The organism is Pseudomonas sp. REP124 (genome assembly GCF_020164475.1).
Taxonomy (GTDB): domain Bacteria; phylum Pseudomonadota; class Gammaproteobacteria; order Pseudomonadales; family Pseudomonadaceae; genus Aquipseudomonas.
Genome location: NZ_JAIQWX010000003.1, coordinates 43,884 through 66,332, shown reverse-complemented (window position 1 = coordinate 66,332; position 22,449 = coordinate 43,884). Strand labels below are relative to the sequence as shown.

The 22,449-nt window shown below is 58.3% G+C and carries 22 protein-coding genes and 1 pseudogene; 10 read left to right on the top strand and 13 right to left on the bottom strand.

The genetic code is table 11. The features are described from left to right. Positions 1-6: 6 nt before the first annotated feature. Positions 7-693 (top strand): tetratricopeptide repeat protein, encoded by a 687-nt coding sequence (locus tag K9857_RS01515; RefSeq protein ID WP_224533146.1) that lies wholly within the window; start codon positions 7-9, stop codon positions 691-693. 108 nt (positions 694-801) lie between these two features. Here K9857_RS01515 and K9857_RS01510 read toward each other — a convergent pair whose 3' ends face one another. Beyond that, positions 802-1,359: a GNAT family N-acetyltransferase gene (locus K9857_RS01510; protein WP_224533145.1), complete on the bottom strand. Its 558-nt coding sequence runs from the start codon at positions 1,357-1,359 to the stop codon at positions 802-804. A gap of 310 nt (positions 1,360-1,669) precedes the next feature. On the opposite strand from K9857_RS01510, the gene K9857_RS01505 reads away from it, so the two are divergent. Next, the gene (locus K9857_RS01505) at positions 1,670-2,107 is read left to right on the top strand and encodes an acetyltransferase (protein ID WP_224533144.1); all 438 of its coding nucleotides are present in this window, start codon (positions 1,670-1,672) and stop codon (positions 2,105-2,107) included. Positions 2,108-2,148: 41 nt separating this feature from the next. Here K9857_RS01505 and K9857_RS01500 read toward each other — a convergent pair whose 3' ends face one another. Further along, positions 2,149-2,979: an alpha/beta fold hydrolase gene (locus K9857_RS01500; RefSeq protein ID WP_224533143.1), complete on the bottom strand. Its 831-nt coding sequence runs from the start codon at positions 2,977-2,979 to the stop codon at positions 2,149-2,151. Positions 2,980-3,237: 258 nt separating this feature from the next. Here K9857_RS01500 and K9857_RS30335 point away from each other — a divergent pair. Beyond that, a pseudogene (locus K9857_RS30335) lies at positions 3,238-3,354 on the top strand (NAD(P)-dependent alcohol dehydrogenase); the annotation flags it as partial. Positions 3,355-3,546: 192 nt separating this feature from the next. Further along, positions 3,547-3,786: a hypothetical protein gene (locus K9857_RS01495; protein WP_224533142.1), complete on the top strand. Its 240-nt coding sequence runs from the start codon at positions 3,547-3,549 to the stop codon at positions 3,784-3,786. 88 nt (positions 3,787-3,874) lie between these two features. Here the strand turns inward: K9857_RS01495 and K9857_RS01490 are convergent, their stop codons facing one another. Then, entirely contained in the window at positions 3,875-4,909 is a 1,035-nt protein-coding gene (locus tag K9857_RS01490) for an AraC family transcriptional regulator (protein WP_224533141.1), read from the bottom strand. On the opposite strand from K9857_RS01490, the gene K9857_RS01485 reads away from it, so the two are divergent. Then, entirely contained in the window at positions 4,895-5,917 is a 1,023-nt protein-coding gene (locus tag K9857_RS01485; protein WP_224533140.1) for an oxidoreductase, read from the top strand. The two genes, K9857_RS01490 and K9857_RS01485, sit on opposite strands and share 15 nt — an antisense overlap. 316 nt (positions 5,918-6,233) lie before the next feature. On the opposite strand, the gene K9857_RS01480 is transcribed toward K9857_RS01485, so the two are convergent. From K9857_RS01480 to K9857_RS01470, 3 genes are read right to left on the bottom strand one after another with little or no spacing between them, the layout of a single operon-like run. Continuing rightward, positions 6,234-6,521 carry a hypothetical protein gene (locus tag K9857_RS01480; protein ID WP_224533139.1) on the bottom strand — a complete coding sequence of 96 codons (288 nt, stop codon included), beginning with the start codon at positions 6,519-6,521 and terminating at the stop codon, positions 6,234-6,236. After that, positions 6,518-7,240, bottom strand: coding sequence for a peptidoglycan recognition family protein (locus K9857_RS01475; protein ID WP_224533138.1), 723 nt, complete (start codon positions 7,238-7,240; stop codon positions 6,518-6,520). Before K9857_RS01475 ends, K9857_RS01480 begins: the two co-directional genes overlap by 4 nt. Continuing rightward, the gene (locus K9857_RS01470) at positions 7,240-7,779 is read right to left on the bottom strand and encodes a PAAR domain-containing protein (RefSeq protein WP_224533137.1); all 540 of its coding nucleotides are present in this window, start codon (positions 7,777-7,779) and stop codon (positions 7,240-7,242) included. Before K9857_RS01470 ends, K9857_RS01475 begins: the two co-directional genes overlap by 1 nt. Before the next feature lie 483 nt (positions 7,780-8,262). Here K9857_RS01470 and K9857_RS01465 point away from each other — a divergent pair, with 483 nt between their 5' ends. Then, on the top strand, positions 8,263-9,567 hold the full coding sequence (locus K9857_RS01465; protein ID WP_224533136.1) for an OprD family outer membrane porin: 1,305 nt from the start codon (positions 8,263-8,265) through the stop codon (positions 9,565-9,567). 266 nt (positions 9,568-9,833) lie between these two features. Here K9857_RS01465 and K9857_RS01460 read toward each other — a convergent pair whose 3' ends face one another. The 4 genes from K9857_RS01460 to K9857_RS01445 all read right to left on the bottom strand — a co-directional run bounded on the left by K9857_RS01460 (position 9,834) and on the right by K9857_RS01445 (position 13,860). Next, on the bottom strand, positions 9,834-10,850 hold the full coding sequence (locus K9857_RS01460) for a transketolase family protein (RefSeq protein ID WP_224533135.1): 1,017 nt from the start codon (positions 10,848-10,850) through the stop codon (positions 9,834-9,836). Beyond that, positions 10,847-11,695, bottom strand: coding sequence for a transketolase (locus tag K9857_RS01455; protein ID WP_224533134.1), 849 nt, complete (start codon positions 11,693-11,695; stop codon positions 10,847-10,849). Before K9857_RS01455 ends, K9857_RS01460 begins: the two co-directional genes overlap by 4 nt. Positions 11,696-11,712: 17 nt before the next feature. Continuing rightward, the gene (locus K9857_RS01450) at positions 11,713-13,011 is read right to left on the bottom strand and encodes an MFS transporter (protein WP_224533133.1); all 1,299 of its coding nucleotides are present in this window, start codon (positions 13,009-13,011) and stop codon (positions 11,713-11,715) included. Between the two features lie 99 nt (positions 13,012-13,110). Continuing rightward, positions 13,111-13,860, bottom strand: coding sequence for an SDR family NAD(P)-dependent oxidoreductase (locus tag K9857_RS01445; protein ID WP_224533132.1), 750 nt, complete (start codon positions 13,858-13,860; stop codon positions 13,111-13,113). Between the two features lie 209 nt (positions 13,861-14,069). On the opposite strand from K9857_RS01445, the gene K9857_RS01440 reads away from it, so the two are divergent. Next, positions 14,070-14,984, top strand: coding sequence for a LysR substrate-binding domain-containing protein (locus K9857_RS01440; protein WP_224533131.1), 915 nt, complete (start codon positions 14,070-14,072; stop codon positions 14,982-14,984). A gap of 116 nt (positions 14,985-15,100) precedes the next feature. Beyond that, positions 15,101-15,319 (top strand): hypothetical protein, encoded by a 219-nt coding sequence (locus tag K9857_RS01435; protein ID WP_224533130.1) that lies wholly within the window; start codon positions 15,101-15,103, stop codon positions 15,317-15,319. A 64-nt stretch (positions 15,320-15,383) separates the two neighbouring features. Here K9857_RS01435 and K9857_RS01430 read toward each other — a convergent pair whose 3' ends face one another. Both K9857_RS01430 and K9857_RS01425 read right to left on the bottom strand, forming a co-directional pair. Next, positions 15,384-15,935 (bottom strand): type II toxin-antitoxin system HigA family antitoxin, encoded by a 552-nt coding sequence (locus K9857_RS01430; RefSeq protein WP_224533129.1) that lies wholly within the window; start codon positions 15,933-15,935, stop codon positions 15,384-15,386. Then, on the bottom strand, positions 15,932-16,264 hold the full coding sequence (locus tag K9857_RS01425; RefSeq protein WP_224533128.1) for a type II toxin-antitoxin system HigB family toxin: 333 nt from the start codon (positions 16,262-16,264) through the stop codon (positions 15,932-15,934). Before K9857_RS01425 ends, K9857_RS01430 begins: the two co-directional genes overlap by 4 nt. A 427-nt stretch (positions 16,265-16,691) precedes the next feature. On the opposite strand from K9857_RS01425, the gene K9857_RS01420 reads away from it, so the two are divergent. Continuing rightward, positions 16,692-18,551, top strand: coding sequence for an ABC transporter ATP-binding protein (locus tag K9857_RS01420; RefSeq protein WP_224533127.1), 1,860 nt, complete (start codon positions 16,692-16,694; stop codon positions 18,549-18,551). A gap of 288 nt (positions 18,552-18,839) precedes the next feature. Here K9857_RS01420 and K9857_RS01415 read toward each other — a convergent pair whose 3' ends face one another. Further along, a complete protein-coding gene (locus K9857_RS01415) occupies positions 18,840-19,766 on the bottom strand; it encodes a helix-turn-helix domain-containing GNAT family N-acetyltransferase (RefSeq protein WP_224533126.1) in 927 nt (308 codons plus the stop codon). A gap of 177 nt (positions 19,767-19,943) precedes the next feature. On the opposite strand from K9857_RS01415, the gene K9857_RS01410 reads away from it, so the two are divergent. After that, on the top strand, positions 19,944-22,070 hold the full coding sequence (locus tag K9857_RS01410; RefSeq protein WP_224533125.1) for a TonB-dependent siderophore receptor: 2,127 nt from the start codon (positions 19,944-19,946) through the stop codon (positions 22,068-22,070). Positions 22,071-22,449 lie beyond the last annotated feature (379 nt).

Below are 22,449 nucleotides of genomic sequence, written 5' to 3'. Positions count from 1 at the left end.
CTCATCATGAATTTTCGCTGGCCCGTACTGTTTGCCTCCTCTGTCATCCTTACAGGTTGTGCAGGGATGCAGAACCCGCAAAAAGCCAACCTTGCCCACTGCGTAAATCAGTTCAAGGCTTCCAAAGCCGAAAACTATCCTCTGGTGCTGCAGGAAGGTGATCTTTGCCTGCAGAAAAATACGCTTCCCGCATCGCTGCAGAGTTCGATTTACGCTGTGCAGGCCGATGCTTTCAGCAACCTCAAACACTTTCCGGAAGCCGTGGCCGCCAAGGAAAAATCCATGCAGCTGGCGGTCAAGCCTGATCCGCGTGACAACCTGGACTTGAGTGCCATGTATCGCGACGCTGGCAACCCGAAAAAAGCCCTTGAACTCGTGCAGTACAACCTTGACAACGGGATGGGAGAAGCTGGGAAGGGCTCCGGCTTCCATATGCCAACCTACTATCATCTGGGACTCGCGTTGACGGACCTGGGTCAGTACCGAGAGGCCGCTGAAGCATTCAGCACCGGCCTTCAGCGCCAGCCGGACTATGCCTGGGCTTACTACGCACGCGGTATCGCGTACGACCATTTGGGAGACAGGGACGACGCCAAGGCCGACTTCATGAAGTTCTCGCAGATGGCCAACAAGAAGTACGTGAAAGAAAAGGAGAGGGCCAAACTCGCGGGTTACAGTATTTCCATGCCGTAATTTGCGGAGAAGGGGACCATCGGAAAGGGGACAGATTTGTTTTCTACAAAGTAAATTTGTCTCCTTTTTCATTTTTCTACATAGCGGCCAATGACCGAGCCAATAAAACTAATGGCCAGCCATAGATCTGCCAATCCACTCCGTACGCGTCATCTCCCAAACCTCGACGCGCATCAACCCGCAGACAAAATTACCTTCTCGCACACCCACCAGACGCATGCCCTCATGCTCTGAGACCCTGCGGGACGCATGGTTGGCAACCGCTTTGGGAACCTGCATGACCGGACGCGACAATGTCTCGAACCAATACGCGTTGATGATCCGACATGCTTCACGCATATAGCCTTTTCCCCACCACTGCGGCGCAAGCCAGAAGCCTCTGTTGTTCCCAGGCTGTTCAAACAAACTGATGCTACCGAGGGTGCACTCGGCATCGTTGCGCATGCGGATCATCCAATGCCATTCACGACCGGCTGCCATCGCAGGCAGGGCGATGTCCCGCACATAGACCAGCGCTCCGTCTTCTGGATACGGCCATGGGACGCGACTATCCAGGTAGCGAACTACCTCCCATTGGGGGAACAAGTCCTGGATGATGGGGGCATCCTCCAGTTGGAGGGGCGTGAGTACAAGACGATCGGTGAAGAGTGTCGGAAGGCGATCCATGGCATACGTCCCTGGGCATCCTTGAAGGGGCATTTGATGATCTGTGATGGATTCCTTTGTGTCGAGCGTTGCGAAAAGATCGCAGCCTGCGGCAGCTCCTACAGGCGGTGCGCTGAACGTAGATCCGTCAATTGGTATAGACATATCGAAAACCCATCAGTATCGTTCCGCCTCCCTCCTTTGCGGCCACCTCTGCCGTGAACCGCCCAGGCGTTAATTCGCGAAGCGGTCATACACGTTGCCGACGCTTATACGGTCGCCATTCACTGGCGTGCCTCATTCCCGATATCAAATACAAAAGGATGATTCCATGATCATTCGTCAGGCTACCAACGCCGACCATCCGCTACTGCTCGACATTTGGCTGCGCTCCGTTCGCGCCACTCACCACTTCCTGCAAGAATCCGATATCACTGCGTTACTTCCGCAGCTGCGAGACATCTACCTGCCCGCTGTGGAGTTATGGGTTGCAGTCGATGCGCAGGACCGCCCGCTGGGTTTCATCGGGCTCAACGAAAACCACGTGGAGATGCTCTTTATCGAGCCGGATTTACGAGGGAAGGGGATTGGGCGCGCATTGCTGGATCACGCTCGCCGTTCGCGCAATGAGATCAGTGTTGACGTGAATGAGCAGAATCCCGAAGCGGTAGGTTTTTATCTGCATTACGGGTTTGTTCAAACAGGTCGTTCTCCGCTGGATGGCGAGGGCCGACCGTTTCCCTTGCTGCACCTGAAGTTGCCCAGCTAGCCAACGCTGAAAGGGGCGGGATTTTCACCCGCCCCGATCATTCAACTGCGAATGAACGCGAGCAAATCAGCATTGATCGTATCCGCATGGGTTGTCGGCATTCCGTGCGGAAAGCCCGGGTAGATTTTCAGCGTACTGTTCTGCAACAGCTTCGCCGACAGAACCCCCGAATTCTCATAAGGCACGATCTGGTCGTCATCCCCATGCAGCACCAGAACGGGAATCTTGATGCGCTTCAAATCTTCGGTGAAGTCGGTCTGGGAAAAGGCCACGATCCCGTCATAGTGCGCGATTGCACAACCCATCATGCCTTGGCGCCACCAGTTGCGAATGATGCCCTCGGACGGTTTCGCACCGGGGCGGTTGTAACCGTAGAAAGGTCCGGCAGGGACGTCGTGGTAGAACTGCGCGCGATTGGCTTTGAGTTGGGCCTGCAGGTCGTCGAAAACCGATTTTGGCAGGCCTCCGGGATTATTCGGAGTCTGGACCATCAAGGGTGGCACGGCGCTGATGATGGCGGCTTTGGAGACGCGGTTTTCACCGTGGCGCACGATGTAATGAATCACTTCGCCGCCGCCGGTGGAGTGCCCGACATGTACTGCGTCTTGTACCCCAAGGTAATCCACCACGGCCGCAACGTCGTCGGCGTAGTGATCCATATCGTGGCCGTCCCAGACCTGACTCGAGCGCCCATGGCCCCGTCGGTCGTGTGCGATGACCCTGTAACCGTTGGCCAGGAAAAACAGCATCTGCGCGTCCCAATCGTCGGCGCTCAGTGGCCATCCGTGATGGAACCAGATGACCTTGGCATCACGTGGTCCCCAGTCTTTATAAAAGATCTCAACACCGTCCCGCGTCGTCACAAAACCCATGTTCGCTTCTCCTGAATGAAGGAAGGCCTGGACCGAATCATGTTCCGGTCGTGGCCTTGAATGAACAAAGCTCCTCGAATGCGGCCAGTGCTTTGCTACAGCCGGGACGAGGACCTACTCGCTGTATCAGCCGATCGAAGTCTAGCCCGCCGATGAGGCTTTTTCTTTCCATCCCCTTGCATCTCCACAGGATCAGGCAAGTATTCGACCGGATTGAGCTACGGCAGAAGCGAACGGATCGGGACAATGTATTGAACTGTCGTCTCGGATATCGAACTGATACGCGCAGAGCACATCAACGAAGCTTACGAGCGGATGCTCAAGGGTGACGTCAAATACCGCTTCGTCATCGACAACGCGACGCTCGCGCAGTGAAGAACGGCGCGTCCGGGCAAGCGCTCGGACGCGTTCTGGCTTCAGCGATTCGCGCCGCCTCTTGCATCTCCCGGGTTCAGTTTGAAGCATAAATATTTTGAACCGCCTCCGGACCCGCTCGCCTAATGACTAGCCTGTGGCGAATCCCACAGGCCATTTGCCAATACACGCATTCTCCGAGAGGTGGTCAACATGGCGAAGGACGAGAAGAAAAGCAAAAGTGAGTCTTCAAAAGCCAGCAAGGATTTGAAAGACAAAAAGTCATCATCGGCAAAGAAATCAGCTGCGGCCTTGGCGCTTTCGAAGTCTTCCGACAAGAAAGACAAGAAGAAAGATGCCGCACCGAAGAAATCCGCGAAGAAAGCTGATAGCAAGCCGGACAAGGCGAAGAAGTCAGATAAGACTGACAAGCCTGCGAAGAAGAAAAAGTGATCTCTGTGTTCTGCCAGGGTGTTACGCCCTGGCATCTTCTTTCAAATCGTGTTGGCAACGTTCCATGGGGATTCCAGAAGGCGGCGTTTCATTCTTGAGGCGCTCTCGCACTCGCTTCCCGTCGATAGTGCCCGGGCGACTGGCCGTGAACGCGTCGGAATGCGGCGCCAAATGCAGCGTCCGAAAGGTAGCCCAGTGACGCGGCGACGGTAGTGACGTTGTCTGCACCGTTGCGCAACCGCGAAGCCGCGACCTGCATGCGCCAGCGCGTGGCATATTCGACAGGTGCCTGCCCCACACGTGCCTTGAAAAGTGCCGTGAAACCGGAGCGCGACATGCAGGCGATACTCGCCATTTCAGCCAGTCTCAGCGTTTTTTCAGGTGCACCGTGAATGGCGCGCAGTACCTTTGCGATGACGGGGTCGCGTAGTCCACCCAGCCAACTCAGATCGTTTGCGTCAGCCGTGGTGATGTGATGGCGCAGCGCGTGAACGAAGACCAACCGGAGCAGATCGTTGCACATCGTGTGCGCACCGGGTTGATTCGACTGCCATTCACGGTCCAGCTCATCGAGCAGCCAGTTGAACGAAGATGCGCCTCCTGACGCTCCAGGGATGATCAGTGCAGCCGGCAACGTCTCGAGCAGCTCCACCGCGGCAGGTCCCTCCAGGGAAACGCTGCCGCCCAATAACTCGACCTCTTCACCCATGCCGAATGTCGCCGATGCCCCCGCATGGGAGAACACTTGCGAAGCATCCACGGCTTCCTCATCCGGCCCGCTGGAAAGAATGAACGGGGTACGCGCGATCACGAAACAGTCGCCCGCCGTCAGCTGAGCTGGCTGCATCCCGGCCACGCGAAGCCAGCACTCGCCCCGTCGCACGACGTTGAATTTCAATTCGATGGGCCGGAATCTCAGGGCCCATGTGCCTCCTGCCTGCAATCGCACGGAACAGGCGGCACGCAGTCCTGACAGCGCAAGGACTTCGGACAGGGGATCAGACACTGCATTCTGGATGATCACGATAGAAAACCGGTTTTCAGAGGATGGTTCGTCCAGCGAGCTTAATAAAGAATCGTGCACTTCGATATATGCCAGGGGATTCCGATGATGACGCTTCAAAAACCCATACAGTCCGAGTTCGACGCCGCCAGCACTGCGGCCCAGGTCATGGCAGGTGTTGACCTGACAGGCCGGATCGCCATTGTTACCGGCGGTCACTCGGGCATAGGACTGATCACCACCCAAAGTCTGGCTGCCGCGGGCGCGCAGGTTATCGTTCCTGCGCGAGATCCGTGTCAGGCGCTGACTACACTGGCCGGCGTCGAGCGGGTCGAAGTGCTGCAGATGGATCTGATGCAGGCTGCATCGGTTGCTGCCTTCAGTCGACGTGTGCTCGACAGTGGGCGGCCTGTCGCGATGCTGATCAATTGCGCCGGGGTCATGGCTTCGCCCTTGATGCGGGACGACGATGGACGTGAGAGTCAGTTCGCAACCAATCATCTCGGTCACTACCGCCTGACATGCGGGCTATGGCCGGCCCTGATAGCTGCAGGCGCGGCGCGCGTGGTGTCGGTATCGTCGCGAGGACATCAGATCGCGGGCGTGGATTTCGACGACATCGATTTCACGCGCCGCCCGTATGACAAATGGGTGGCGTATGGTCAGTCCAAAACTGCCAACGCCTTGTTTGCGCTGGCGCTCGACCGGCGCGGACGTGATCGGGGTGTGCGGGCTTTCTCGGTCCATCCTGGCCAGATCCTCACCAATCTCGCGCGCCATCTGAGCAGTGCCGAAATCGCCGCGTTCGACGTGCTGGATGAGCACGGACGCCAGCGTCTGAATCCGCAAGCCGGTCTGAAGACCGTCGAGCAAGGTGCTGCGACAAGCCTGTGGTGCGCGACCAGTCCCACACTTGCCGGGTTGGGCGGTGTCTATTGCGAGGACTGCAATATCACCTCTGTCAACGATTCCGATGTGGGGCGAAAGGGTGTGGCCCCTTGGGCCGTTGATCATGAGTACGCAGAAAGACTTTGGGCCTTATCGGAGCAATTGACCGGGATGACAATCTCAGTCAGCGGGACCACTACATCCGTGGTTTCGGCCAGAACCCGGTCATCAGCCAATTGATGAAGATATTCACGCCATTTGTTGAATGCGTATTGCTGTCTCAGGGAGGCTTCCTTCCACTCAGCCGTACCGATGCGGTCAACGGAAAGGGCCATCATCCTCGCGGTAGCTAAGTCGAGTTCGTCAATGAGCTCGCGGCCATTTGGCATATCTGAAGTAAGGGGGCGCATAGAGACCTCGATTTTGGCTAATTCATCGACTGGCCCAATAATTGATCGTGCGCCGGGGCCGACGAACGGCACCCCGTATTTCTTTGATTTTGGAGGTCGCGAAAAACGGAATAGGGCCAAAGCCCCTTTTCCTCAAAGCCGCAGTTTTACTTTCTCCTGCACATTTCAACATCATCCTGCGTTTTGAGCTCAGTATCGATACCAAGCCTGTGCCTGCAGTAATCAATGATCCACATTCTCTCCTCGCCTGATAGTCGTTCGACTGGCCTGATATCGCCGTCATTAGCGTGGATGTTGTAGAACTTGATTTGCAGGGACGGGTGTTTCTTTATGAAGAGGACGGTTTCAATGTCACCGTCTTCAAGGGCTTGGTAGTAGCCGATATTGAGAATGGCCAGCACTGCCAAAAGAACACCTGCCAGTAACGTTTTCACTCTCGCGGCGCCGGTGGGGGCAGCAGTTGTGTCTTGCTTCTGAGATGCCTCACCAGTTCCATTCCGACGTTGCCGGGACAAACCTTTCCCTCGGAAGCCTGACCCGGAAATTCGCGGTGCCCACCAAAGTGCTTGATGACGAATACGCTCTTGAGTGCATTGATCAGATGCATCAAGGCGGTAATCTGAGCAGCCGGGATAACGTTTGTGGTTCTGTAGCCAATGCTATCGAGGGCCACTCGTCCTCTGGCGATCCAATCTCCGCCTTCTTCTGGAGTCGTAAGATTTTCCAGCAGGACAATACCTATCAAGCCCTTGTTGAACTTCAAAACACTTGAACCCTGAAGCCGGATGTCGCGGCCTTCAAAAATCTGCCCGGTGCAATCGATCCCGTAGTGATAGCCGATATCGTCGTACTTCTGGCTCAAGTGGCCCTTCTGAATGTCCAGCATTTGTGCTGCACCCGGTGCGCAGCCATGACTTCGTCCCGCATGGTGCAAGGCAATCATGCTGTAGTCCCAGTCGATGACCATGTCAGCCTTACCTTTCAGTGCACCCCAGAAGGAGCGTTCTACAAACGTCGCATCCAGCGATCGAGCCTTTTTGATGATCGCTTCACGTGTGGCTGCCCGGTCGTTCACAGTAATCGGAACAGGGTATATGAATTCGCCCGACTTGATTTCTCTTGCATCGGAGAGGGTCCTGACTGAAGAGGCCATCAGCTTTCCTCCGACAGTTCGTGAAGTGTGCGGGCGGGAGCAACGAACTTGATGTGAAGCGAAATTTTGGCTTCTGGATTCAGGGTCTTGAGATGAACCATGCCGTGGGCATCTGTTACACCGTTACTCTCAACACCATCGACAATTGCGACATAGCCGCGAGAAGGTAATGGAAGTCCTGTTTCGCTATCAGTGATGCTGAATGATTGTCCGTAGACTTTCTGAGTCGGGAGAGGCGAGGACGGCAGGATTGTGGCAGGAGTGTGTGAGTCCCCGATAATCACCGTACTGGAGCCGCCAATCACCACGTTTCCGTGAGTGCCGACAGTGCCGATCAATGCCGCTTTTTTTCCATTTATTAATACCGTTGAGGACACTTCGGAGATCAAAGTACTACCACAGGTACAGGTGTCACCTTCACGGGCAGCAGGGAGCCCGTCGATGAACACGTCCGGGGATCCGGAAGCAATAGCATTTTCGGTCTTTGCATGTAGTGGACAACGGGTCGGGTCGGTTACACGCGCGGCTGGTTTTGGCATGTGTGACTCCTTGTCAGCAATTTCAGTAGAGGCTGGACTCTATCAAACTGCTTCGTAAAAACTGTCGCCGGAGCGCATGCCCCCTCAAAAACAGAGCGGTCTGTCAGATAAATCCGATTTGCAGGTTTTGCGACTGCTTCACAGCCGGACGCAGGCTTGATGCTGAATGTGCCGGCCTCTTCGCGGGCAAGCCTCGCTCCTACGGCAATGTGACACCCCAACTGTAGGAGCAAGGCTTGCCTGCGAAGGCGTCAGTTCAGGCTACATCTGCTTCGCCTGAAACACTTATATTCGCCTCGGAAATCCTCGTTAACCGAGCATGTGCCGCATTACCTGCCCCCATTGCAAGTGCCTATCTCGCGGCCCTCAGACCCTGTTCCACAGGATGAAACCTGATTGAATTGCCTCCCGACATGACCCGTTGGAATCTAGGTGCCGCCACCAAAGGGGCACCATTCTAATAACCCGAAAAAGGGACAGGTCATGTTGATTACTCGTAGCGCTCTGGCTGGTTTGGCATGCGGCATGCTCGTTACTGGCGTGCAGGCTGGCGGTTTTATCGAAGACAGCAAGACCTCGTTGCGCTATAGCCAGTACTACTGGAACGAAAACGACGGCGATGGCGTCGGCCCTGTCCGTGACGAGTGGGTCCAGGGTGCGCAGTTCACCTTCCGGTCGGGCTGGTACAACGACATGCTGGGCGTGGATTACAGCTACGGCCTGGCCAACGATCTGAACATCGGTCAGAACGCCACCAGCATCACCAACCTGGAAGCGCGCCAGTCGATCACCGATCCCCATGGCATCGCCAAACCTCTTGAGGCCTACCTTCGAGGCAAGTTTGCCGCGGGAGCGGGTGAGCTGAATGTCGGCGCCGGCAAGAAGATCCGCCGCTATGGACAATACCGCGATGACGTCACGCGCATTCTTCCCGCCGCGACCGTTGGCTATGACCTTGGTTACCGCCTGGGCACGTTCGAAGCACGCTCCAGCCGTATCAACGAATTCAGCCCCCGACAGGAAAATGGCTGGGGCAACGACCTGACGAACTTCAGTGGGGAAAAGATCAAAGACTTGCGTTTGTACGCACTGACCTGGAAAGCGCCCGAAGGCACCACCTTGCGCACCGAATACGCCGAATCGACGGATTACCTGCGCGAAGCGCTGCTCAAGGCCGAGCACACTTTCGATCTGGGACAGGCTCGTGGCATTGATGTGTATGCCACCACCGGGACCCAGCAGGATGCAGGCAAGCTGTTCGACTATGGCGGCGTGAAAGGCCTGTACGAACCCGAGCAATCACACGATGCGCGCTTCATGGACCTGTCGATCAAATACCGCACCGGTCCTTATTACGCCGGCTTCGCCTACAACAAGGTCTGGGGCGATGACTTTGACCGGCTGTTCTTCTCACAGGACCACGGCACCTGGGACAGCAGCGCCAAGGACTTCTACTACTTCGGTCTGAAGAACGAGGAGATGTTCAAACTCAGCGCCGGCGTGAACTTCGCACCCCTTGGCTTACCGGGTCTGGTGCTGGATACCTACTACGCGAGATCGACCCATGCCGCCGGTTACGATAATTTTTCCCGGTACGATTTCCAGACCGTTCTGCAGTACGCCTTCCAGGGCGCGCTGAAGGGACTCAGTGCAGTCTGGTTGCACGATGAATTCGAGACCGAGGGCACACCTGATGGAGTTTCGCGGTTTGTTGCGAGTCGCGGACCGGCAGGCATCATTACCCATGACGCTGATCGGTTTTACTTCAGCTACACCTACGATTTCTGAGCCAAGCCCTGATGCCAGTCAGTTAAGCCGAACACATACCTGTGGCGAGGGGGGTTACCCCCGTTGGACTGCGCAGCAGTCCCATTTTTTGGGGCCGCTTCGCAGCCCAACGGGGCGGTGCGACGTTTCGATAAACCCCCTCGCCACAATGCCCTCATCGCCTGTTAAATCTGTTTACTGACTGGCATTGAGCCGAGCCCCACTGTTACAAAACACGCGATGCAAAAAGGGGCGCCTATCCCTAAGCGCCCCTAATCAATCCCAGGTCAAAGCCACGCTTTGATCCGAGCACAAACCGCCTCAGTCGAAATGCCGTAGCGATCATGCAACGTCGGCAAGGCGCCGGCATCGAGGAACGCATCCGGCAATGCGATCTGCCTGAAGGTCGGCGTCACGCCGTTACGCAGCAGCACGCCCGCGACCGCTTCGCCCAAACCGCCGATGATCGAGCTGTTCTCCGCAGTGACCACCAACCGACCGGACTTGCGCGCTTCGGCGAGGATGGTTTGTTCATCCAGCGGTTTGATCGTCGGTACGTGCAGCACGGCGACGTCCACGCCGTCGGCTTGCAGTGCCTTGGCCGCTTCCAGCGAGCGCATGGTCATCAGGCCCGTGGAGATGATCAGTACATCATTGCCGGTGCGCAGGGTCTTGGCCTTGCCGATTTCGAACTGGTAGCCGTACTCGTCCAGCACCAGCGGTACGTTGCCGCGCAGCAAGCGCATATAGACCGGGCCCTGATGCGCGGCGATGGCGGGCACTGCCTGCTCGATTTCCAGGGCATCGCAGGGGTCGACGATCATCAGGTTGGGCATGGCGCGAAAGATCGCCAGGTCGTCGGTCGCCTGGTGGCTCGGGCCGTAGCCGGTGGTGAGGCCGGGCAGGCCGCAGACGATCTTGACGTTGAGGTTTTCCTCGGCGATCGCCATGCAGATGAAGTCATAAGCGCGACGTGAAGCGAACACCGCGTAGGTGGTAGCGAAGGGCACGAAGCCTTCGCGGGCCATGCCGGCTGCGGCGCTCATCAGCAACTGCTCGGCCATGCCCATTTGATAGAAACGATCCGGATGCGCCTTGGCGAAGATGTGCAGGTCGGTGTACTTGGACAGGTCGGCGGACAGCCCGACGATATCCCGGCGCTGATTCGCCAGCGCGGCCAGTGCATGCCCGAATGGGGCAGACTTGGTGGCCTGGCCTTCGGAGGCAATGGAAGCAATCATCGCCGAGGTGGTCAGGCGCTTTTTGACCGGTGCGCTGGTCGAAGTGTTGGCGGCGTTGCTCATTGGTCTTTTCCTTCTTCAAGGTTGTTCAGTGCCAGGTCCCATTCGTGTTCTTCCACGCGGATGAAGTGGGTTTTCTCGCGGCTTTCCAGGAAGGGCACGCCCTTGCCCATTTTGGTGTCGCAGATGATCACCCGTGGCTGGGCGCCGGGATGGTTGCGAGCGGCGTCGAAAGCTGCGACCAGTGCATCTATGTCATTGCCATCGACGCGCTGGGTGAACCAGCCGAACGAGTGCCAGCGATCGACGATGGGTTCGAACGAGAGGATTTCACTCGAGTAACCGTCAGCCTGCTGGTTGTTGACGTCGACGATGGCGATCAGGTTGTCGAGCTTCCAGTGCGAGGCCGACATCACCGCTTCCCAGGTCGAGCCTTCATTCAGCTCGCCGTCAGACAGCAGGTTGTAGACGAAGGAGGCCGAGCCTTTGCGCTTGAGACCCAGGCAGGCACCGACCGCGATGCCCAGGCCCTGGCCCAGCGAACCCCCGGTGATTTCCATGCCCGGGGTGTAGGCGGCCATGCCCGACATCGGCAGGCGGCTGTCATCCGATCCGTAGGTTTCCAGCTCATCGAGCGGGATGATTTCGGCCTCGATCAGGGCCGCGTACAGCGCAATGGCGTAGTGACCGATGGAGAGGTAGAAGCGGTCGCGCTGCTCCCATTCCGGGTCTTCAGGCCGAAGGTTCAGGGCATGAAAGTAGGAGACTGCCAGCAGGTCGGCAGCGCCGAGCGCCTGGCCGACATAACCCTGGCCCTGAACTTGGCCCATGCGCAAGGCGTGACGCCGGATGTTGTGGGCGCGCTGCGCCAGATGCTTGCTTGAAATCTGTGAAGGTTGGGTAGTCATGGTGAAACTCCGTTAACTCAACGATTGACCAGGGCGGCGGGAATGCGCAGGACCAGCAGGGCGCCGCTCAGCAGTACGCCGGTGATCAGGTACATGCCGATGGCGCTGGAACCGGTCAGGGTGGTGATCCAGCCAATCAGGTAGGGCGAGCAGAAGCCGGCGAGGTTGGCGAAGCTGTTGACGGCCGCGATACCGGCGGCGGCAGAGACACCGCCGAGCAACGTGGTGGGCAGCATCCAGAACAGCGATGTGGCGGACAGGATGCCGGAGGCCGCCAGGCACAGACTGAGGATGGAGAGGGTCACATTCCCGCCCATCAATGCCGCCAGGCTCAGGCCAATAGCGCCAGCGATCATCGGCACGATGAGATGCCAGCGGCGCTCGCGGTGCTTATCGCCACTGCGTCCGACCAACAGCATCGCCACGATTGCGCAGAGGTAGGGCAGGCTGGTCAGGAAGCCGATGTGCAGCGGATCGGAAACCCCGGCGTTGCGCACCAGTGTCGGCAACCAGAAGGTGATTGCGTACTGACCCATCACCACGCAGAAGTAGATGCCGGCCAGCAACCAGAGACGGCGATCGCGGATGAATTCGCCGACAGAGGCATGAGTGACTTTCTGTTGGTTGTCTTCCGCCAGCTCGCGAGTGATCAGCTCTTTTTCTTCATCGTTGAGCCAGTTGGCTTGATGAACTCCATCCTTGAGGTAACTCAGTACCAGAAATCCAACGATAACCGTCGGCACGGCCTCCAGGACGAACATCCATTGCCAGCCGGCCCAGCCGTGCATGCCGGCGAAGTGGTTCATGATCCAGCCGGAAAGAGGACCACCCACCATGCCCGACAGCGGAATGGCGATGAACCACAACACGGTCATGCGTGCACGGCGATAGGACGGGAACCAGTAGGTCAGGTACAGCAACAGGCCCGGCGCCAGACCGGCTTCGGCGATGCCCAGCAGAAAGCGCAGGGCATAGAACTGCCAGGCGGTTTCGACGAAGGCGAACAGGGCGGAAATGATGCCCCAGGTGATCATGATGCGAGCAATCCACATCCGTGCGCCGACCTTGTGCAGGATGATGTTGCTCGGTACTTCACAGAGGAAGTAACCAATGAAGAACATCCCCGCACCCAGTCCATAGACGGCTTCGCTGAGGGCCAGGTCGTTCATCATTTGCAGCTTGGCGAAGCCGACGTTGACCCGGTCCAGGTAGGCGCACAGATAACACAGCATCAAAAAAGGCATCAGGCGCCAGGCCGTTTTACGGTAGGCGGAGGAGCGCACGGTCGAAACCGCTTCGAGCGACAGGGTAGTCATGATGGTCCGATCTCTTGTTTTTATTGACCGCCAGGCCCGAGGCCCGGCTGCATCGTCGATCCAGAACCGCACGGGCCATGCAGGCCCGCCCAGGTGTACTCAATGAATCAGCATGCCGCCGTTCACATCCAACGTGATGCCGGTCAGGTAAGAGGATAGGTCGCTGGCCAGGAACAGGGCTGCGTTGGCGACGTCCTGAGCTTCGCCCAGGCGACCCAGCGGGATGCCGTCGATGATCGCGTGACGACGCTCGTCCTGCATCAGGCCGCCGGTGATGTCGGTGTGAATCAGGCCGGGCGCGATGGAGTTGACGCGTACCTTGTCCGGCCCCAGTTCCCGGGCCATGGCTTTGGCCAGACCCAGCACGCCTGCTTTGGCAGCGCTGTAGTGAGGGCCGCCGAAGATGCCACCGCCACGTTGTGCGGAAACAGACGACATGCAGACGATGCTGCCGCCGGACTGCTGGCGCATCAGCGGAATCACCGCCTGCGACATGAGCAAGGTGCCCCGCAGGCTCACGTCCAGCACCTTGTCGTAATCTGAAGGGCGGATATCCAGGGTCTTCAGAGGCTGGGTGATGCCGGCGTTGTTGACCAGAATGTCAATGCGACCGAAGTGCTCGATGATCTTCGCCACGGCCTGTTGAACCTGCGATTCATCGGCGACGTTGGCTGCCAGACCCAGATGGCCTTCGCCCAGGGAGGCCGCGGCGTCACGGGCGGCGGATTGATCCAGATCGAGAATCACAACCTGCGCACCCTGTTGGGCGAAGGTGGCCGCCGTAGCGCGGCCAATGCCACGTGCGGAGGCTGCACCGGTGATGATCGCGACTTTGCCTTGGAGAAGCATGGGGATTACCTCGTTGTTTTTATTTGAGTGTTTTGAGTGGGTCGATCCGCAACGAACCGATGACTCAGCTTGTTCTCCAGCAAGGTCTTGAGCAATAACGCGAACTTCACTGGGTGCTGAAAAAAATTCAGCACTCGTCATTCGCTCGGTTGGGTGGTTGAATGACGCGATGCCCGGTCCATGCCACTTGCAGCGGAACTATCATTACAATGCGTTCAGATGACGATGCTCCCGCCACATTGCCACCGCTGAAAGCCATTCAGGCCTTCGAGCAGACCGCACGCTTCGGCAATGTCGCCCGCGCCGCCGAATTGCTTGACCTGACGCCTTCGGCTGTCAGTCATCAATTGGCCAAGCTGGAGGCGATGATCGGGCGCCAGCTGTTCTTCCGAACCGCCAGAGGCGTGACCTTGACCCCGGTCGGCGAGCAGTACCTGACCGAGGTCTCCGGCATCCTGCACAGTCTCGCCGTGGCGACCGAGCGCGCCACAAGTGACGTCAGTCTCGATTGCCTGCGTTTGCACTCATCGCCCAGTTTCGGGCTGCTGTGGCTGATGCCGCGTCTGGAGCAGTTCCGCCAGAGCCATCCCGACATCCAGATCAACCTGTCGTGTTCTTACGAGTCGCTGCACTTCAGCCGCGACAAGATCGATGTGGACATCCGCCACGGCATGCCCAACTGGCCGAGCTACGAAGTACGCACGATCCGCAACGAAAAGATCGCGGTGATGGCGTCACCCAAGCTGCTGGAGAAGCGCCCGATCCGCACCGCCGCGGATTTGCTGGACAGCCAGTTGATCCTGTCCGAAGCGACCCTGATCAAGTGGCCGCAGCTTTTTGCCCAACACGGCGTATCGCGTCCGGAAAAACCCTACACCTTGAGCTTCGACCGATCCTACATGACGCTGGAGGCCGCCAATCACGGCCTAGGGTTCGCCCTCGAGAGCACCTTGCTGGCGCAGGATTACCTGGCGCGAGGTGCCTTGGTCGAAGTGGCGCCGGCATTGAGTTCACCGATCACTGCGCACCACCTGGTATTTCCCCGTGCGCATTCGAATTTTCCCCGGGTGCGGCGTTTTCTGGAGTGGATGCAGAAAGAGCTGGGGCATGATTTCAACTACTGATGCGCGGGGCATGACAGCGCCGCATCGTCCGTTCATCCATCCGAATGCACCCGCCGGCTGCAAGGGCCTCCAACCCATAAGACCGGATTGTCCGGAATCTCATTGGCGAGGTGGTTATGTCTACAGACTCGAGTTTCGAAGACCAGACGCAAGACTCCGATCCATCAAAGCCCGAGCCTGACTCGGACGAACCGCTGCTGGACCCGGATGATCCCGACAAGTACGACCCGTTGAAAAATCCCGCGGATGAACGCCCCGATGATTGGAACCCACCTGGGGAGAGGGTGACGCCGGAGGCGGATGAGCAGACGCCGCTTTCTGATGACAGGCGATAGGAGGGAAGGGGCAGCGTGACGTCTTAGCGTTAGGCAGGGGCGAAGTGGCCAAGCGAGGTCGCACTCAATGTTGGCCACTTTTCTCCTGACGTGTCAGCGGAGCGGAGGCTTTCCTGGTCTTGCGCAATGCACTCTCGGTGGCAGCCAGCATTTCCGGCGCTGCCGGCAGGAAAGCGCCTGGTTCCATAGCAAATCGTTCGGCCAGCGCATATGCCATCTTGTGACTGATAGGCCGATCTCCACTGAGCACCTTGGACACGGCCGTTTTATCGCCGATTTCAGGAAGGTCCGAACCGGTGAGCCCGAGCGTCTCCATCAGATCCTTGATCAGCTGCACGGGAGTGCATGTCGCCTCGAAAGCGGCATTCGATTCGCGAAACTGCTCGGATTTTTTCTGGTAAGCCAGAATTTCATCCTCCAGTTCAACGAGGATTTTTTCTTCGATTCTGCTCAGTGCGCGCCCATCGGTCAGTTCATCGAGCAACCAGGTCGCCCGCTCATAGTCAGCAGGGGTATTGATGCCATGCACAAATTCACCACGCAGACGCTCAACCGCGGTGTGTAGCTCGCCCAGCATTGCGATCACGGCTTGAAAGTCATTTCGGGCTGCATTCATCGTCTTACCCCTTTGTTTCGTGCATACCAGACGTTGGCAACGTCGTAATCGGCATGCGTGTAGATGTGTTTTACATAGAACTTCTGCCGGGTGTAGTTGACTCCGCCTATCACCCGCAGGTTATTGCCACCAACGTCGATCACCACCCAATTCATTTCGGCTCTCGGCTTGAACAAGTCGATGCCGTGCGTACCAAAAAGCTTTTGCAGATCCGCGAATCCTTTCGGGCGTGCCATCTTTAAAAGACGGTGGCAACGGTCAAGCCCGGCCTTGTCGTTCGGGTACAAAATCGCAGCATCATCAAATCGTGATGGCTTGAGAATATCCATAGGCTTCCCTGTCTTTGGGCCGATGGTACTCCGGTTGTGTTTTTTCACAACTCCTGGTTTGTTGCAGAGCCCTGTTCACAGATCCAGTGTCGACTCCACCCCCTGTGGCTGCGGGCAAGCCCTAATGCCAGTCAGTTAAGCCGCCGCAAAACATGTAGCAGCTGGCGAAGCCTGCGTCCGGCTGCGCAGCAGTCGTGAAATCAGGCAACGCGGTGCTCCAGGCAGACCTCGCATTCAGGTTTTGCGACTGCTTCGCAGCCGGACGCAGGCTTCGCCAGCTGCTACATGGACCGCGTTTTGCCTTAACTGACTGGCATTAGGGCAAGCCCGCAGCCACAGGGGGTGGAGTCGAACCCTTGGCCTGCAAAACCCTCAAAACCTCCGTTAGATGGCAGAATCTGCGCTCTTGACCATTTAGGAGGCCACAATGCTTCGTGTGTTTGAACGAAGGCTCGACCCTTTTCCGCCTGATGAGGCACCACCGCCACCGGTTGGACTTGCACGGTTCCTGTGGGCCTGCACCCGGGGCGCGCGGGGTTACATTCTGCTGTTTGCGCTGCTCAGTGCCGGTGTGTCGATTTACGAAGCCTGGTTGTTTTCCTTCCTCGGGCAAGTTGTGGATCTGCTCTCGACCTGGCAGGCCGGCGGCGATGCGCAAGGGCAGGAGCGTCGTGTGCTGTGGGGGATCGGGATTGTGCTGGTCACCAGTATTGGCCTGGTGGCGCTGCGCACGATGGTTCAGCACCAGATTCTGGCGATCAATCTGCCGCTGCGCCTGCGCTGGGATTTCCATCGCCTGATGCTGCGCCAAAGCCTTTCTTTCTTTTCCGATGAGTTCTCCGGCCGGGTCACGACCAAGGTGATGCAGACGGCACTGGCCGTGCGCGAAGTGTTGTTCACGGTGATCGAAATCGCACCCGGGATCGGCGTTTATTTCATTGCAATCATCGCCCTGGCCGGCGGCTTCGCCCTGAAACTGATGCTGCCTTTCATCATCTGGATCGCGTTGTTCGGCTTGGCGATGCTGTATTTCGTGCCGCGTCTGGGGAAGGTCGGGCAGGAGCAGGCCCATGCGCGGTCATCGATGACCGGGCGCGTTTCGGATGCCTACACCAACATCACCACGGTGAAACTTTTCTCGCACTCCAAGCGTGAAGCGCACTTCGCCCGTGCGGCGATGGAGGATTTCAAGCAGACCGGTTTTCGCCAGATGCGTCTGGTCAGCCAGTTCGAGATCGTCAATCAGGCGCTGGTGGTGGGGCTGATCATTGGCGCTGGCGGCTATGCGCTGTGGCTGTGGCATCAGGGTGAGGTCGGCACCGGAGCGGTGGCGGCGATCACGGCCATGGCGCTGCGTATCAATGGCATGTCGCACTGGATCATGTGGCAGATGACCTCGCTGTTCGAGAGCATCGGCACCGTGCAGGACGGCATGGTGACCCTGACCCAGGGCCCCAAGGTGCAGGACGCGCCGAATGCGGGTGTGTTGGTGCCTGTGGGTGGCGCGGTGAGTTTCGACAACGTGCGCTTCAACTACAACGGTGAACGCCAGGTGCTCGATGGCCTGAGCCTGAACATCCGTGCGGGGGAGAAAATCGGTCTGGTGGGGCGTTCCGGTGCGGGCAAGTCGACGCTGATCAATCTGCTGCTGCGCTTCTACGACGTGGACAGCGGCGAGATTCGCATCGATGGGCAGAACATCGCTCAGGTGACGCAAGACAGCCTGCGCAGCGCCATCGGCATGGTCACTCAGGATACGTCGCTGCTGCATCGATCCATCCGCGACAACATCGCCTATGGCCGTCCGGATGCGACCGACGAGCAGATTCGCCGAGCTGCCGCCAATGCCCAGGCCGACGGTTTCATCAGCCAGTTGCGGGATCCGCAGGGGCACTCCGGCTACGACACATTGGTCGGGGAACGCGGCATCAAGCTCTCGGGCGGCCAGCGTCAACGTGTCGCCATCGCCCGGGTGATGCTCAAGAACGCGCCGATCCTGCTACTCGACGAGGCTACCAGTGCGCTGGACTCGGAGGTTGAAGTCGCGATCCAGGAAAGCCTCGATGAAATGATGCAGGGCAAGACTGTCATCGCCATTGCCCACCGGTTGTCGACTATTGCGGCTATGGATCGGCTGATCGTCATGGATGAGGGCCGCATCATCGAACAGGGCACCCATGCTGAACTGCTGAAGAAGAACGGCACCTATGCGCGGCTGTGGCAGCACCAGAGCGGCGGGTTCCTGGGGGAAGATGAGGGGCTGGAAGAGGCGATGGATCGGGCCTGATTTGGGGCCTTGCACAAATCCACTGTGGGAGCGGGCTTGCTCGCGAAAGCGGAGTGTCAGCAAAGCAGATGCAGACTGACCTGACGCCTTCGCGGGCAAGCCACGCTCCCACAGGTTTTTGTGTTGGTCACAAGACCTGCAATCAGCACCATCCACTGTGGGAGCGAGCCTGCTCGCGATGGTCGTCAACGATGACGCGAGTTGCCTGACAGCCCGCAGTGATCTCAGGCTCATCGCGAGCAGGCTCGCTCCCACAAGGTTCCGTGTGGGTCACAGAATCTGCCAGTATCACCGCTCCGACAGATCGCGCATCCAGGTTTGGCTGACGAGGTCTTTGCCGAAGCTGTGCATAGGCTCTTCTTCGATCAACTGGAAACCCGCCTTCTGGTACAGCCGGCGGGCGTCGGACAGGATGCTGGTGGTCCAGAGCATCATCTTTTCGTATCCGGCCTGACGGGCGAAGGCGATGCATTCTTCGATCAGTCGGTTGCCGATGCCCAGTCCTCTGGCTGACGCGTCCACGTACAACATCCTCAGCTTGGCGGTCTTTTCGTCGTGCCGGACGACGAAGATCGAGCCGACGACCTTGCCGTCCTTTTCCGCGATCCAGCAACGCTCGCAGGTCCGGTCGAACTCTCTCAAAAACTTGGCGACGATCTCTGCCACCGGCGCTTCGAACTCCGAATTCCAGTCGTACTCGCGGGTGTAGAGCGAAGCCTGCTGCTGGACGACGATGCCCATGTCGCCGGCTTGCGGGTCGCGCAACAGGTAGGAGGTGGTTCTGCCGCTGAGCAGGTTCTGAACCTGCGTCATTCCCTGGACCAATTGCTCCTGTTGCGTCTCCGGCAACCGTTGCAGCATGACACTGACGGCCTCGCGAGACGCCTGCTCCAGCTGCCCCAACACCGCTCTGCCCGAATCGGTGAGCTTCAGCTCCGACGCCCGTGCGTCGCTGGTCGAACGGGTTTTCTCGATCAGATTCTTCTTCTCGAACCCGTTGACGATACGGCTGAGATAGCCGGCGTTCAGCCCGAGCAGCTGGCACAGATCGGCACTGGTCAGCGCCGTGCGCGCGCCCAGCTCGAAAAGAATCCGGCTTTCCGTCAATGAGAAATCGGCCTGGTTGAGGTGTTCCTGCAACACGCCAATCTGCTGCGTGTAGAAACGGTTGAAATGGCGGACGGCCTCGATGCGATCGATGGAGGGGCTGGTCATGGGAATCTCTAAATTGGTTGCCTAAGGCAAATAATTAATTGCTTTAGGCAATCATGTCAATCTCCACGTAAATACAAATGAGAATACCTATCAATATTTAATATGTTGGTATACCATGCGCTCCGATTTTTTGGCACGTATGCCTTTCCTTTTGGCCATTTACCCAAGGTTCTAAAGATGCGTCGTAGTGTTGTGTCGATTTGTGTGCTTCAGGCGTTGTCCACCTCCTCCTGGGCGGATGAGGTATTGACCGATAAATCCAGCCTGGAACTGCAGGCAACCGACATCGTCGGCACGGCAGACTTCGAAACCGCCTTGGGGCCCGTAGATGGCTACCGCGCGACCCGTTCGGCGAGCGCGACACGCACCGACACCTCGATTCACGAAACGCCGCAGTCCATCACCGTGGTGCCCAAGGATGTGGTCGAGGACATCAGCGCCACCCGATTGCAGGACGCCCTCGATTACGCCGGTGGCGTAGGGCGCGCCAACAATTTCGGCGGCCAGGGGCTGACCACCTTTACCGTTCGCGGCTTCACCACCGGTGAGTTCTACCGCAACGGCTTCCCGATCAACCGCGGCTATCCGAACATGCCGGATGCCAACACCATCGAACGCCTCGAAGTGCTGCGCGGGCCTGCGACCATGCTCTATGGCCGTGGCGATCCGGGCGGTACCTTCAACGTCATCTCCAAGCAACCGCTGGCGAAACCCACGGTGACCCTGGGCAGCCAGCTCGACGATCAGGGCATGCAGCGCGGCACCCTGGATGCCAGCGGCCCGCTGGACGAAGAGGGCCGCCTGGCCTATCGCCTGAACGTGGTGGGCGAGGGCGGCGACACCTTCCGCGATCATGTCGAAACCGAGCGCTACGGCATCACACCGGTGCTGAGCTGGCAAGCCACCGAGGACACCAAGGTGATCTTCGAGGGCGATTTCATGCGCAACAATCACCCGCTGGATCGCGGCCTGACCCGCTACCCCAACCAGATCGGCACCGCGTCTCGCGACACCTTCTGGGGTGAAAAAGACGTCGGCAAACTGCACAACGACAACAACATGGCCCAGTTGCGTTTCGAGCATTTCCTCAGTGACAACTGGACCCTGGGCGGTGGCTTCCAGTGGCTCGACGGCACGCTGCAGGGCAATGCGGTCGAAGGCAACGGAGTCGCGGCAGACGGCCGCACCCTGGGTCGCAACTTCAACTATCGCAAGTTGGAATGGACGGACAAGGACACCCAGCTCAACCTGACCGGGCATTTCACCGCGGGCGGTTTCAATCACACCTTGCTGACCGGCGTCGAGTACGAAGACTACGACTACAAGTCGATCATCCAGCGTTCCAGCGGCGCGGTGAGTGCCTACCCGATCGACATCTTCGATCCTGTGTATGGCCAGCCGCGTCCGGCGCTGACCCGCACGCCGACCGACGACAAGGAAAACCTCAAGACCTACGCTGCCTTCATCCAGGATCAGGTCGAATTGACCGAACGCCTGAAACTGCTGGCCGGCGCACGCTTCGAGCGTTTCGAACATGACTACGAAACCTTCGTCCCGGGTGGCAGAAGCTGGCAGGCCAGTGACAATGCGGTGACCCCGCGCCTTGGCCTCACCTATGACCTGACCGACACCGTGGCGGTCTACGCCGATACGGCTCGCTCGTTCAAGCCCAATACCGGTGCCAGCCGCGAGGGTGGCGGGTTCGAGCCGGAGAAGGGCAAGTCCTGGGAGCTGGGTATCAAGTGGGAAGCGCTGGACAGCCAGCTCAGCGTCGACGCGGCGATCTACCAGATCGAAAAGCGTAACGTGCTGACCACCGATCCCGTGGACTCGACCTTCAGCGTCGCGGCTGGGGAAGTGCGCAGCCGTGGTTTCGATCTCAACGTCGCCGGCAACCTGACCCCGCAGTGGCGAGTGATCGGTGGCTATGCGTACGTCGATGCCGAAGTGACCAAGGACAACGTCATCAAGTCCGGCACGCGCCTGATGAACATCCCGCAGAACAGCTTCAGCCTGCTCAATGTCTATGAGTTCCAGGATGGTGCTTTGAAAGGACTGGGGCTTGGGACAGGCGTGAAGTACGTCGACGAGCGTGCGGGGCAGACGGCCAATACGGCGTTTTCGATGGGCAGTTACACCGTTGTCGATCTGCTGAGTTACTACAAGGTCAACGAGAAGATCCGGCTGAACCTGGATGTGAAGAACCTGGGTGACGAGGATTACGAGGAGGGCGCGTTCGGCAACGTCTACGCCTATCCGGGGGCGCCGAGGACCGTGCAGGTGGGGATTTCCTACACCCTCTAAAATGCCACCGCCAAACCTGTAGCAGCTGGCGCAGCCTGCGTCCGGCTGCGCAGCAGTCGTAAAACCTGTGCACCGGATTTCCCTGACACACCGAGGTGCATGAATTTACGGCTGCTTCGCAGCCGGACGCAGGCTTCGCCAGCTGCTACAGGGATCGTGCTTTGTTCAAGAGTGCGCAGACTGGCCATTTCAAACTAAGTTTCCCCCGCAAAAAGATATTTTAAAACGCTCTAAAACCTCGAACTTTTCCTTCCTTATCAGTCTATGGGGATAGGCACATAGTCAATCAGAGGTTGTCTTTGATCATGAAATTCCTTGACCCACGGATGGTGCTCCTCGGCCTGTTCGCATTTGCGGCGGTGGGCACGGCATCGGCAAC